This is a genomic window from Bacillus sp. IBL03825, assembly GCF_024712505.1.
Classification (GTDB): Bacteria; Bacillota; Bacilli; order Bacillales; family Bacillaceae_G; genus Bacillus_A; species Bacillus_A wiedmannii.
The window spans coordinates 78130-91447 of sequence record NZ_JAMXKE010000002.1 but is presented as its reverse complement, the minus strand read 5'-3'; the positions used below and the strand labels follow the sequence as shown (position 1 = coordinate 91447).

Below are 13318 nucleotides of genomic sequence, written 5' to 3'. Positions count from 1 at the left end.
AAGTACACGTATATATGATTTGATTTTATACGAAAAACCATGAATTATTAAAAATTTAGTTTCAGATAGAAGACGTAGACCATATGAGTTGATGTCCCTTAACCCGCAATACATTCCTGTTTTTTTATTGATACAAGATATAAATCTTCAGTTTTAACTATATAGTTGAGAAGGAATGCTTAATAAAGAAGGAGGATCATGATGAAATATCAAACAATATTTCCCTTATTAAAAAAATCGCTTTTTATCTTTATACTTTCTTTCAGTATGTTAATTTTCACACTCCCTACCTCTACCTTTGCACAATCCAATAGCAATGGAATTTTTGTTACAAATTACTATGTATCTCCAACAGGAAATGACCTCAATCCCGGCACATTAGATCAACCTTTCGCCACCATTCAAAAAGCTGCTAACGTCGCTAAAGAAGGAAGTACAATATACATAAGAGGCGGAGTTTATAACCAAAAGGTTCGTGTCGCTCGTTCTGGTGCCTCAGGCGCACCCATTACTTTTCAAAATTACCAGGATGAAAAAGTCATTCTCGATGGTTCTAAGGTCAAATTAGAAGATGATGGATTATTTACAATAGAAGACAAAAATTATATTCAAGTAAAGGAATTAGAATTTCGTAACTTAAAGTCAACGAAAGTTAGCGAAACCCCTATTGGAATTTATATCACTGGAACAGGAAGTTACATTGATATTAGAAATAATTATATCCATCACATTGAAGCGAATGTAAAGAATGGAAATGCACATGGTATTGCTGTATACGGTACTTCATCTAGTGCTCAAAATAATTTAAATCATATTGTCATCGATAATAACGAAGTAGCAAATTTGAAATTAGGATTGAGTGAGGCTATTGCTGTGAATGGGAATGTGGATTCTTTTGAAGTTACCAATAACAAAGTACATGATAACAACAACATTGGAATTGTTCTAATTGGACATGAAGGCGCATCTCCAGTAGCTTCTTTAGATCAGGCACGAAATGGAGTTGTTCGTAATAACATTGTCCACCACAATTCATCCATCAATAATACTAGTTATAATGAATATTCAGCTGATGGTATTTACGTGGATGGCGGGAAGGAAATTATCATTGAGCAAAATCAAAGCTATGAAAACGACCTGGGGATTGAAGTAGCTAGCGAACATGCAGGAAAAAGCGCAAGCCGTATTACTGTTAGGGACAATACAATATCCAATAATATCATGAGTGGCATTGCAATTGGTGGATATGACAGTCAGCAAGGATATGCGGAAAATAACACGATTACGAACAATGTAATTTATAAAAATGATACAAAAGATCAAGAGAGTGGCCAAATCGAATTAAATTACGATACCCGGAACAATGTAATTACCAATAACCAAATCTATGCGAGTAATAACCGTATTTTTATTAGCAATAATTTTAATAAAAACACTGGGAACAAACTTGATTACAATCATTACTATGGTGAATTCGGTCAAAGTAATGGCTTATGGCAATGGAAAAGAAAAACGTATAAAGGATTTACATCTTATCAAGCAGGTATGAATCAAGATGGAAATGAACAACATAGTGTATTTTACAAATTATCCCCTTCGTTCAAACATATTTTAGAATAAAACAAATCTACTAAAACAGCTGTATCTTAGTCTACTTTATCCCCCTACCTATAAAAGTGAAAGAAAAATGAAAAGTTGTAGTTTCGATTGAAACTACAACTTTCTCATATTCATAAAAACTCTGTATTTATTAAATAATTACATAGGCGTATCCATAATTATTTAATAAGCTGCGATTAATTTCTTTTAATATAAACTGTCTATCTTACTCCTTCCTTACCTCATCATTTTAATCGGGAAAGGGCAGTTATACTTCTCATGTTGCGTTCGTTTTTTTAATTACATACTCCGCCCAATTCAAAATAAAAAGAGGGGGGATTTTCCCTCTTAAATTAATTATTTCACTTTAATTTCTTCCTTAGAATTCTCTTAGGCAAATATACCTTTTTATTTCTTGATTTTTTTATATGTCTCATTCTTAATTTATTATTTTGTTTTATTTCATTGTTGTATTCCTTTATAACCTCACTTCCACTCCCCCGCCCACATGCTATAAATAAGGTTGATAGTATAAAAAGAATACTATTAATATCTTTTACTAACTCCTCTTGCTTTCTAAAATGTTGCGTACCTGATTCAATTTGACTCCATTTCTTCGCTAAGCTAAAATATGTATCCTCAATAACTCTATGATTAGCAAAGCTATAATCAGCAGCGGATTTATGAAAACTCCACAAAAGGTCTAACTTTTCATTAATAATGTATATATCAGTATCATTTCCCATGTCGTTCGTCATATTAAAAACTATTGACCATCCTAAAGAAACAGCAAACAATATATACCCCAATCTTTCTATTTTTATAGCAAACTTTTTATTTTTTTCTATAAGAACAGTTAAAAATTTTAGAAAAGTGATTACTACAATTATTACTATAATAAGCATAAAGATAATTACTAACACTTTAAAGTACTTCCTTCCATTTAATATCCTTATTAAACATACATTTTCAATAATGAGCCCACAAGTAAAAATTATATATTTAATTTTAAAATAAACATTACGCTTGAAGAACTAAAGCATGTTTCAAAACAGTAAATCTTACAAAGCATACCCTAGAATCCTACTTAATAATTCTTATCATCAAATTCATTACATGTGTTGCCAAGGAATAGTCGAATCTAATCCAACTTCTATCTCAACTAAAGTAAATCAAGTTATTGGCTTAATAGAAGTACGGATGCCCACATTCCGTAGTGAGATTGAAACAAAAGCAGTAAAGAAAACATTAACTATTCCTCATTTGATTGATAAGATAGGAAAAGCTAATAATGTAAATTACTCTCAAGTGCTACAAGATGCATTAAAGAAGCATTTTGGTATTACTAAAAACAAGTACATATAAAGGAGATGAATTATCTTCATCTCTTTTTCTATCTCCATAAAAAATCAAAAATTATTTATAGAAAATGATTATTTGCTTCTCATTCTTCATCAAAAGCCTTCTTAATAACTTCAAAAGTAGCTATTAATGATCCACCCAACAAAATTATTCCCAAAAGAAAATAAATGATAAAAATTGCATAATACATATACAAATTAGAATTTATCGGCAAATAAGGGAACAAAAAAGTTGTGAGTAAAAAAATTAACGTAACGAGCATCAGTGTCAAATAGTTCAAATAAACGTTTTTATTTTCTGCTCTAGATTCATGATTTTGAAGAGACATACAAGCAATTGAAATTGCAACCAAACCTATAATTGTGCTTATTCCTAATTTTGCTGTTTCTTGAAGCATCTCTGTTAACATTTTCATATTTCCTATGGTATTACACATTACAGTAATCACTGTAATAATTGCTAAAGCAATGACTAATCGAGTAATAGCTAGAATGTCTTTACGGATTTTTCTCATATATGATAGCCTCCTTCTATACAAGAATAAAAGAAAACAACATAAAAAATCAATAAAACTAAATATTGAGTTATATATGAGATAATCCTCAAGAAAGTGTCTAGTCTTCATCATAGGTTATGAATACTTAACGATGACTAAAAGAGAAAGTCTTATTATAGAGCCTATATTTACAAATACCATTTCATGTTTAGATTCATCTATTATTTCTCAGACATTTGCTACACAATCTTGGTTTAAGAACCATCTAAGGAAATATATTTTTTCAATAAAAATTAAGCTGAATTTTTATATTATTCCAAGTAAAAAACAATAACTGTCAAGTAATATTAAACAAAAGAAAATTTATGTAAAATTTGTATAAAGATTCTTTTTTTTGCGAATTATGATTAAGGTGTTGCGCAATCACGAAAAGTCTACTACGTAAATTGAAAGGTGATGAATCGTACGTGAAGAAATTTGCTTATATAACGAACACTGACTCAAGTGATATCTCAGTCGTCGACCTAGAAGAGCAAAAAGAAATTAAACGTATTCCAACTGGTAGCAACCCTCGAGGTGGTATGGCAATTGATAACAAAGGATACTACGGCTATGTTTCTAATTGTGCTGGGGTTACAGTTTCTGTCATTGACCTACTCAACAATCGTGAGGTTTCAAAGATTTCCGTTGGTATTGCACCTCGAGGTGTAGCCTTAACTCCAGATGGTTCCTTGCTTTTTGTTTCTAACTCCGGTTCCTCGGACGTTTCCGTTGTGGACATCATGAAACGAGAGGAAATTAGCCGGATTCCGGTTGGGGAAAATCCGCGCGCTTTGTCGGTTTCTCCGGATGGGAAATATGTGAGCATTCCGAGTTGGGGTTCTGATTCCTTGTCCATCGTTGAAGTAAATTATGATAATCCTGTTGAAATGAGTGAAACGCATCGGATTCTTCTGGGAAAGGATGCGACGCCGTATCACGCTTTCTCCCATCCCGATGGAAAGCACGTTTATACTGCCAATACACATCGTCATTCCATTTCGGCAATCAGTCTTTCAGACATGAAAGTCATCAACGAAATATCTGTTGGGCATGGTCCTCGTGCTGTAATCGCCGACCCTAAAGAACCCTACCTTTATGTAAGCTGTGAAGGTTCTAACGTGATTAGTGTAGTGCACTCCGAGGATCAAAAAGAGATCAAACAGATTGATGTAGGCCCCACTCCGCGTGGAATGAAGATTGATCCGGATACCCGCGTGCTTTTTTCGACGCAATTTGAGCGTTCCGCATTAGCTAAGTACATGGAAGATGGCAATGGATTGAGTGTGGTAGATCTCAACAATATGAAGCGTATAGGTGGTATTAAAACAGGGCTCGGTCCTTGTAGCGTAAGCATTTACGATCCTGCTTCGTATCAATAAAAAATCACTATCTAGTAAATTTAACTTAAAAACTAATATAAGGAAAAGAAAGGTAAAATCCTTTCTTTTCCTTATTAATCTCCGTAGATTAGAGGTATGCTTTATGGAAAAAGTCAAGTTTATTAAATTAACTGATTGGGCATTGCTTCCCATGAAAGAAATAGTCAGCAATGAGCAGTTTGATGATGCAGCATTTCGATGGAACAAAAAAAGAAGAGTAAAAGGTGCTTGTTGGCCTTATAAAATGGCTAAAGAAATAGGATGGACGGTTTTTTCTTCAATTGATGTTGAAATTCATCCTGTAACCGAAATGCAGGTACAATGCAAGAATCAGTACGAATTAGAAGAATTACATTCCCTAACGGATATTGATTTTTGGGTAAAAAGGGATCAAGGGTACATTGGGGTTAAACCTGATGGATGGTTTCGTGTTCATCAAGCAAAAGTTGATGGTGTCTGGCAATGTATGTTCATTCCAAACGGCGAAGGCTCGTTTGAATGGAAATTAGGATGGGGAATTGAAATACCAGATGATTATATGTTGTTGTTTCAACCCCTTGAAAATCAAGAAGCTTTTATTGTACATCCTGGCTTATTACCTGCAAAACGCTTATCGACATTCAACAGAGGTTTAGGATTACCAATTGCATTTGAACCAAAAACAAAGAAAACAATTCGAAGAGGTGATCCTATAGCAAAACTTTTGGTATTACACAAATCCGCTATGTCCTTAAACGAAGAGATAATAGATAAAACCAACAAATAAAAATAGGAAATCACTCAAAGTATCTAAAAAATATTAGTAAGGGGTAACAGTCAGCGTATCAAAAAATTATACGCTTAATTCCTGCAATGAGAGAAGTGTTCTCTTTACACAAAAAGTTACCTCCTTGTTTTTATGGGTTAAGTGACATACATATTAACAAAAGTCATTTTTTTCATTGTAGAAATAGATTTTTCACGGTTTTAATTTTTAGAAATCTCAAAAAAAAAAAAAAAACTCTGGTATTACTTACTTTTTAATTTTTTAAGTTTTTTTCTTTTTGCTCTATATAATAGGCAACATCAAATTGTCTATAAGGAAGTGTCAGTTTCCTTTCACTTAGCGCCCAAGAGATTTCAACTTTACACATTTATTTTTTATGCAGGATCTTATACATCGTTGATAAATCAATGTATACGTACGCTCAAGTGCGACTGATGCTTTACATAAAAAAGTTGGGTTTTTACAACTTCTTATTCCATTAAATTGCCCGATTGTAGAATAGAATGACCCGAGTTTTTAACAACTTTTTCACTTAACAAGTAATTCTAAAATACACAACAAAAGGTGATTTTGGAATTATTTTTTGTTTATTTCACCTTTTTTCGGTACCCTGCATCTAGACAGTAAATCCGTTGACCAATGAAAAAAGTAGTTAATCACCTACTATTTTTAAGTGTTTAACTACTTTAATTTTCTGTGTATTAATACAAGAAATATTTTTTGGGAATAATTACACTCACAACCTGTTTAGCACACTTCCATGTTGTTTATTTATGAACCTACTTCATAATACAAATACATTTTCCGAGGATGATGATATCATTTAAGATATACTGTCGGATGCATTTATCCAATTCGGAACCATAGTGACGCATCCAACGTATGATTACTGTAAAATCCATATACAAGCATCCCCTTCCATTATTTATATAAAAACACAAAAATTAGATTGTGCTAAACATCCCCTCTTACCCTGATTAAAATTATTTCAAACCATTATGCTCAGTTTAAACAACCACTCTTTTTTGTACTAATTACACACCTTTTTAGAGATTAATTGCAATTTTTTTTGAATGTTAAAATTTTGTATCCTAACAAAGTACCCTTACCTTATTTACAAAGATAATTCTTTTTGCCTTATAATGTTATTCAAATCTCTAATTTCTTGTATATTTCTTTTTATTATTCTCAAGATGGCTTCTATATTTTGTTGATTATCTATCTTGTTAATAATAATATCTAAGTATTTATACACCTCATAAGAAAGCTTGAAAGCTCTAATAGCATGTTCATATTTATGCCGTTCTAGTTCATCAAGATAATCTGTATAGAATGTAAAACTTAATCTAGTTTGAGAAACTAGTAACATTTCTTTTACATCCTTTCCGTCAACAACTCCTTTAGAAAGGCCTTGTATTCCTAGCTCATTTATAGTCTCAAGAATTCGTTCTAAAATCTCAAAATTTGTTTGAAATTCACTTTTTATATATCCATAGTACTTTATTTCTTTCTCTTCTTTCTCCCTTCTCTTACTTTTTTCCTGTAATGAGAAAATGAATAGAGCCATGACCCCAGATAAAGTACTTCCTATTAAGGTAAAAGAAGACTTGATGAACATATCCAAAAGGTTTATGTGTTTTTCATCAAGAACTATCCCTTTATTAATAAATAATAGAAGAAGTGAAAAACTACAAAAGATAGCTGAAAATAAAACTATTAATATTGCTATAAAAATCTTATTTCCTTTTTTATTTTTTATCATATAAGATCTCCAAGTAGAATGTTACGGACTTTATCTTCAAAAGTCTTACTAATGCTAGAATCATTTTTAGTATTCATTTTTTCAGCTGTTTCAAAAGATATTTCAATGTCCATCCCCTCTTCTAAAACAGCTGAAATTGACTCTTTATTAGAAAGGGGATTTTCCTTTAAATCTTCTCTAAACTCCTCTAAAATCTCATAGTTAATTTTAAATAATATCTTTACTTCACTTAAATAGTTAGGAGTTGCCAAAGAATCTTCAAAACCACATTCGTAACATTTAAAGTCTATAAGATTTTCCTCATCCTCGATAATATTTATTGAACCACATTCTTCACATTCAAATTTAAAACATTGACTCAAAATGCTTTTTTCGTCAGACAAGCCTAAAAATAGACGAATAGCCATTTGAGGTGATTTCCCATAAAATAGGGAAAACCTATACGGACTTAAATACTCTGCTCCTAAATTAATCTCCCTTGCAATAAAATTTCTAAGTAATGGGTAATATTCTTCAAAAGGATACTCTTCTGAAATAATCTTATTTATCTCATATAACTTCTTTAATTTTGTTGAGAACATAGTTTTCTCTATACATCCTTTCATCTAAAGATTTTATAAGGTTATATTCTTTATTGTAGTTAACATAATAATGAATTTCTAAAACATTATAAGTTTCTTTGAAACATACCTCTACAAAAGATAGATTCTCTGGAGATTCCAATTTCGTAATTTTTTTATTGAATTTATCTTTACAAAACTTCCAATAAACAGCCAGCTCGACTACCTCTTCATAGTCTTCGATTGTGTCTTTTAAATCCCAATAAATCTTAGAATAGTACACTGGTTTGCGTTTTTCATTTTTATTTGCAGATTTTGTTATCTTTCTATCTACAAAAGTGAAACCAAATATATAACCACCATCGTTTATAAATTCTACTTCTTCCATGTTCTTCGCTGTATCCTGATATTTTACTGATAAAACCCGATTAACATAGGGACCTGGATCTAAAACACGCAATTCTTTCTGAAGATACTTAGAAATTTCAGTCCTTAAACTCTCTTCGGTCCACTCTTTTTCTAAAGTAGATTCCCTTTCTTTTACTTTACATCTTATTAAGTCTAATGATCTGGAAGATTCTTTTTTAAATAATGTGTATAATCCTTTATGTATCTTGGCTTCATTGCCTTTTATAGTTTTTAAGCGTAATTCATTACCTTTTATTGAAGTATTGAAGAGATTATGTATAAATATTTCCATCTTTTTCAGAAGATCTTTTCCTTTAATTCTGCAACTCCTTAAAAGTTGTTGATTAAACCTAATCTGCATGTGCTTTTGTTTAAAGTCTAGAATACAAGGGACATAGAAATTACATTTTTCTTTCTTTTTACTACCTAGCTCCCCAACTCCTTCTTTAAATAAAAAAATAACCTTATCCTCTTCTTGGCGTATACTAATTAAATCCTCCTCACTATTTATTATTTTTGTAAGCTTACGGTTAATAATCTCTGGATATTTTTCAAGTAAAAGTTCCATAGCAAGAATTACATCTAAGTTAGTATTTAAGTCTAAGTAGAATAGCTTTTCATTATTAGGATAAACTAATGACTTAAAGAGTATAGATTCAATCTCCATATCATTAAACCCGTTAGAAATTTGTTCGTTGAGTACACTTATAATAGTATGGTATCCATTATTTGTTTTATGCTTTTTTAATAGGGACTTATAATCATCTATCTGAGTTTCTAAAAATTTATTTAATGGCCTAATATTAAAATTTCTTAATAAATTAAAATCATAATTAAATAAAAACTTATCTTTCATTAATACTCCTCTTTCCTTAATTTTACTTTACCTATAATAAATATTTTAAGTTATTATTAGAGTAAAATACAGGAAAATAATTGCGTTAATTATCTAAAATATATATAACTAATAAAATACAAGGGCAAATTAGGAGATTATGCAAGATCTTGAGGAGGTATCGAAGCCCCCCTATGAGAAATTTCATTATGACTTTTTTGTCAATATGAAGGATTTTTTATGTACAAATTAAGAAATGAAATATTAATAGATAAATATATTGGTAAACACTACACCTTAACCTTTTTCATTTAATTACTTTTATTGGTTCTGGTGCAACAAATACCTTTATTGTGTGCACCAGGGTAGCAGGATAGCAATAACCCCTGAAATTAAAATTAAATCTGAACGGATTGAAGAATCCAAAACAAAAAAGCTAATGAAGTAAAAGCAAACAACGTATAGATTTGAATTATATTTCTCAACAACCAAAATTACTTAATGTGGTAAAATAATAATTGGATTGGCATCCAATACCATATTACGTTGGTTCAAGTCGCAGAAAGGCACCTTTGGGTGTCTTTTCTTTTGTTTGAAACACATTCTGCCAAAATACCTGTATCTTTGTTCAATTACGACTCATATAATCCAACAAACTTCGTATATATAATTTGTTACCCTAAATGAGTTGACAATACGAACAGTTATAGGAGGATTTTGTGAATGGTAAAAACAGCTTGTGTAAGTATGATTACTGGGATTCTTTTAATATGTTCAACAGGATGTGCCACTCAAACTGATTCTATTACAGCTAAAACTCAATCAATAGATGATGGCACATATACAACAAAAGAGATCACAGACGCATTTCCTGTAGGAACACCCATAACTACTTACATTCAAAAAGAAGAAAAACTGAACGTAAAACATATCACCAGTATTACACTTACAGATGGTGGCGTCGGTAGAGTTCTGGAAGCAACAGATGGTTTTGTTGTCGTATGTGGGGATAAAAAAGGAATTTTTGATGTGTTAATATTTAAAACCATGGAAGATGTAAAGAAATATGAACAGAGTTTAAAGCGATAATTAATATCCTTCTTATGCCTTTTACACAAACATTGTCCTCTAGCTCTTGCTATGGCTTTTTCTAAGTACAGTATAATTGCGTCATGAATACACACACGTTATAATAGTCACCTAATTACATATTAAGAGGTGCAGAAAATGAATAAAACAGAATTAACAAAAGTAGTAGCAGAAAAAGCTGAACTTACACAAAAAGATGCTGCAGCAGCAACACAAGCATTATTAGATACAATAACAAATGCGTTAGCAACTGGAGAGAAAGTACAGATTCTTGGTTTTGGTACATTTGAAGGTGCGGGCTGTTGCTCAATAACTAGTGCTGCCTAAACGTCACTCATGACAATCAGGTGGTAGGACGCAAGTCCGAAAACTAGGAAATGAAGCGGGATTCAACCTGAATCCTAACTGCACCAATCTTATGGGTGAATGAAAATACACCCCTTATCCAATATCACAACCAGGATAAGAGTCTGATACTCCTACGTGCAACGAGGTGATAGCACACCAGATTGTGCGGAGCTAGGTAAAGTCGTAATCCACGTTGCGTGTGGCTCTTCTATTATAAGAAGACCTCAGGTCTTGAGGACGTAACAATGATGCGGGACTCCACAACTAAATATGGCTAGGAGACGAACCCTTGCGTGAAGCGTCGATAGTTCCACCTCCCCTTGTCACAAAGGGGATACAGAGTAGGTGTGATGAAATTCTCTTCAATAATTTCATCATCCAAATCCTTAAATGGATTTGGAATTTGAGAACAATTCGTGGTATTAAACTCAAATCAGACCTAACGGCGTAAAGAGGGAGCCTAAGTTTAGTTTATAAGGAAAGATAGTGCGGAACAGTCGAGAGCAAGTAATCACAGGAGGTATGCTATTACCAATGAAGGTGATGAAAGCAGTCAGTGTCCCATAGTAGTGTTGATGGTATGCCATTAGTAATATAGAAGTAATTCTATATGAAGGATATAAACATACCGGAGCAAAGGGGACTAGTCGGTGTTAGAATATAGCGAAAATCGACGTACGACAATACGAGGCAAGTCCGAGTCAAACAGCTAACCTATCAGTAACTACTATTAATAGGAGTGATGATATGGGGTTCAAAGGTCGTACAATCGCAGGCGAAAGAGATTTATTAGGATTCCAAGATAAAATGTATCAGGTGGCTTTAGAAGGAAAACCCATCTACAATCTAACCGAGTTCATGAAATCCGAACCAGTTATCGATAAAGCCATACATAACATCAAATCCAATCGCGGCTCTCAAACCGCAGGAATAGATGGGACAACCATCAATGACTATCTCCAAATGGATAGAAAACAACTTATCAACCTAATACAATCTCAAATCGACAACTATAATCCAAGCACGGTAAGAAGAACCTATATTCCTAAAGGAAATACAGGAAAACTCAGACCACTAGGGATTCCGGTCATAGTTGATAGAATTATTCAAGAGATAGCAAGAATGGCTATCGAGCCTTATTGCGAGGCTAAGTTCTATCCTCACAGTTATGGTTTCAGACCATACAGAAGTTCAGAACACGCAATCGCTAGAATAGTTCAGAATATCAACTCGAAAGCCTATATAGCCATCGAAGGTGATATCAAGGGTTATTTTGACAACATCAACCATAATAAGCTACTCGCGATATTGTGGGAAATGGGGATAAAAGACAAGCAATTCCTCTTCCTCATCAAGAAAATGTTAAAATCTAAAATCCTTGACAATGGAAACATAATCAGCTCAGACAAAGGCACACCACAGGGTGGTATTATCAGCCCTTTGTTAGCAAATGTTTACCTAAATAACTTCGACTGGATGGTCAGTGATTTATGGGAATCGCATTCGGCAGTGACCACTTATGCTGCTACACGAAATGGTAAAACGGTTGAGGAAAAGAATTACCAATTCCTTCGAAAGAAATCTGTTGCCAAACACTACAAGACGAATCTTGTAAGGTACGCGGATGATTGGATAATCCTAACGGAGACAAAAGAGTGTGCAGAAAAACTTCTCACGAAGTTACGAAAGTATATGAAACACCAACTCTCCCTTGAACTATCGGAAGAAAAGACGGTCATCACGGATTGTCGTGAGGAACCTTTACACTTCCTTGGATTCCGAATCAAAGCCGAACCGAAGCGTTTGGATGGTAAGATTGTCGCAAAAGTCTATCCTGACTGGAAGAAAATACTGCCCAAGGTTAGCGAAATAAGTAAAGATATTTCCCAATTACGGAGGACCAAACACCTCAAACATAGAGTCACTAAGATTGAACTAATCAACTCTAAAATAATTGGACTGTCTAACTATTACAGTATTGCTATGTCCAAACGGACATTTTCCAAAATCGACCACATACTGTTTAAGTCAACTTACGGGAGTTTCAAAAAACTCTATGGTAAGAACCATACTAAACAGATTTACAAATGTTGTGAACTTACAAATAGGGCCGTAAGGCACGATAAGTACAACTCCAAAACGTATGCTGAAACTTATCAGGATACTATCGTGGGTATAACAAAATGTGCAATCACAAAGATTGAATACGCTAGATTGTTTAATCCAGCGTGGCTACCTTACACCCCTTCGGGACGAGACCTTTGGCACGATGCTCATAACAAAAGGCTAAAGTTACATCTCGAAGACATATGGGTTAACTATGAAAAATTAAACCTATATGCTAACCACAACAATCACAAGCACAACTTTGAGTACTTTATGAACAGACCGTATGCCATAAAGCGTGATAAAGCCAAATGCTCCGTATGTAAATCATTTGTTTATCCTGAATCGGTGGAAGTCCACCACAAGAAACCTAAATTACCTTTAGAATTAGTAAACAAAGTGTCTAACTTAACAACGCTTTGTCTTCGATGCCACAAATATGTCCATAATAATGTACAAGTTATGGAACTAAATCCTAGCCAGTGCAAAAAGGTCAACAAATTAAGAAAAGAATTAACAATGACTGTATAGGTATAGTTGTAAAAAAATGTGCGACGAGAAGTATC

At 32.9% G+C, this 13318-nt stretch carries 10 protein-coding genes and 2 pseudogenes; 7 read left to right on the top strand and 5 right to left on the bottom strand.

All coding sequences use genetic code 11. From position 1 onward, the window contains the following. The first annotated feature begins 201 nt into the window (after nt 1–201). Nucleotides 202–1620: a right-handed parallel beta-helix repeat-containing protein gene (locus NHG49_RS28145; protein WP_258126941.1), complete on the top strand. Its 1419-nt coding sequence runs from the start codon at nt 202–204 to the stop codon at nt 1618–1620. 341 nt (nt 1621–1961) lie between these two features. On the opposite strand, the gene NHG49_RS28140 is transcribed toward NHG49_RS28145, so the two are convergent. Then, entirely contained in the window at nt 1962–2522 is a 561-nt protein-coding gene (locus tag NHG49_RS28140; protein ID WP_098867349.1) for a hypothetical protein, read from the bottom strand. A gap of 217 nt (nt 2523–2739) precedes the next feature. Between NHG49_RS28140 and NHG49_RS28135 the strand changes: the two are divergent. Then, nucleotides 2740–2964 (top strand): annotated as a pseudogene (locus tag NHG49_RS28135) (type II toxin-antitoxin system HicB family antitoxin); the annotation flags it as partial. 79 nt (nt 2965–3043) lie between these two features. Here the strand turns inward: NHG49_RS28135 and NHG49_RS28130 are convergent. Beyond that, the gene (locus NHG49_RS28130) at nt 3044–3475 is read right to left on the bottom strand and encodes a hypothetical protein (protein ID WP_098867348.1); all 432 of its coding nucleotides are present in this window, start codon (nt 3473–3475) and stop codon (nt 3044–3046) included. A 449-nt stretch (nt 3476–3924) separates the two neighbouring features. On the opposite strand from NHG49_RS28130, the gene NHG49_RS28125 reads away from it, so the two are divergent. Together NHG49_RS28125 and NHG49_RS28120 are read left to right on the top strand one after the other, a co-directional pair. Then, nucleotides 3925–4878 carry a YncE family protein gene (locus NHG49_RS28125; RefSeq protein ID WP_098867347.1) on the top strand — a complete coding sequence of 318 codons (954 nt, stop codon included), beginning with the start codon at nt 3925–3927 and terminating at the stop codon, nt 4876–4878. A 103-nt stretch (nt 4879–4981) separates the two neighbouring features. Next, entirely contained in the window at nt 4982–5644 is a 663-nt protein-coding gene (locus NHG49_RS28120; RefSeq protein WP_098867346.1) for a hypothetical protein, read from the top strand. A gap of 1114 nt (nt 5645–6758) precedes the next feature. Here NHG49_RS28120 and NHG49_RS28115 read toward each other — a convergent pair. Genes NHG49_RS28115 through NHG49_RS28105 form a run of 3 tightly spaced genes read right to left on the bottom strand, consistent with a single transcriptional unit; the run spans nt 6759 to nt 9230 of the window. Continuing rightward, a complete protein-coding gene (locus NHG49_RS28115; RefSeq protein ID WP_258126940.1) occupies nt 6759–7406 on the bottom strand; it encodes a hypothetical protein in 648 nt (215 codons plus the stop codon). After that, entirely contained in the window at nt 7403–7987 is a 585-nt protein-coding gene (locus tag NHG49_RS28110) for a hypothetical protein (RefSeq protein ID WP_098867344.1), read from the bottom strand. The genes NHG49_RS28115 and NHG49_RS28110 overlap by 4 nt, the downstream gene beginning before the upstream one ends. Further along, complete coding sequence (locus tag NHG49_RS28105; RefSeq protein WP_098867343.1) at nt 7956–9230, bottom strand: hypothetical protein; 1275 nt, start codon at nt 9228–9230, stop codon at nt 7956–7958. Before NHG49_RS28105 ends, NHG49_RS28110 begins: the two co-directional genes overlap by 32 nt. A gap of 702 nt (nt 9231–9932) precedes the next feature. On the opposite strand from NHG49_RS28105, the gene NHG49_RS28100 reads away from it, so the two are divergent. From NHG49_RS28100 to ltrA, 3 genes and pseudogenes are all read left to right on the top strand, one after another. Continuing rightward, a complete protein-coding gene (locus NHG49_RS28100; RefSeq protein WP_088321819.1) occupies nt 9933–10298 on the top strand; it encodes a hypothetical protein in 366 nt (121 codons plus the stop codon). Between the two features lie 138 nt (nt 10299–10436). Further along, nucleotides 10437–10589, top strand: a pseudogene (locus NHG49_RS28095) (HU family DNA-binding protein); the annotation flags it as partial. Nucleotides 10590–11393: 804 nt separating this feature from the next. Beyond that, entirely contained in the window at nt 11394–13283 is a 1890-nt protein-coding gene (ltrA, locus tag NHG49_RS28090) for a group II intron reverse transcriptase/maturase (RefSeq protein WP_258126064.1), read from the top strand. Nucleotides 13284–13318 lie beyond the last annotated feature (35 nt).

Coding starts and splice junctions, on each gene's coding strand:
- NHG49_RS28115 (WP_258126940.1), bottom strand. CDS start 7,406: ATGATAAAAAATAAAAAAGGAAATAAGATTTTTATAGCAATATTAATA.
- NHG49_RS28105 (WP_098867343.1), bottom strand. CDS start 9,230: ATGAAAGATAAGTTTTTATTTAATTATGATTTTAATTTATTAAGAAAT.
- NHG49_RS28130 (WP_098867348.1), bottom strand. CDS start 3,475: ATGAGAAAAATCCGTAAAGACATTCTAGCTATTACTCGATTAGTCATT.
- NHG49_RS28110 (WP_098867344.1), bottom strand. CDS start 7,987: ATGTTCTCAACAAAATTAAAGAAGTTATATGAGATAAATAAGATTATT.
- NHG49_RS28145 (WP_258126941.1), top strand. CDS start 202: ATGAAATATCAAACAATATTTCCCTTATTAAAAAAATCGCTTTTTATC.
- NHG49_RS28100 (WP_088321819.1), top strand. CDS start 9,933: ATGGTAAAAACAGCTTGTGTAAGTATGATTACTGGGATTCTTTTAATA.
- ltrA (WP_258126064.1), top strand. CDS start 11,394: ATGGGGTTCAAAGGTCGTACAATCGCAGGCGAAAGAGATTTATTAGGA.
- NHG49_RS28120 (WP_098867346.1), top strand. CDS start 4,982: ATGGAAAAAGTCAAGTTTATTAAATTAACTGATTGGGCATTGCTTCCC.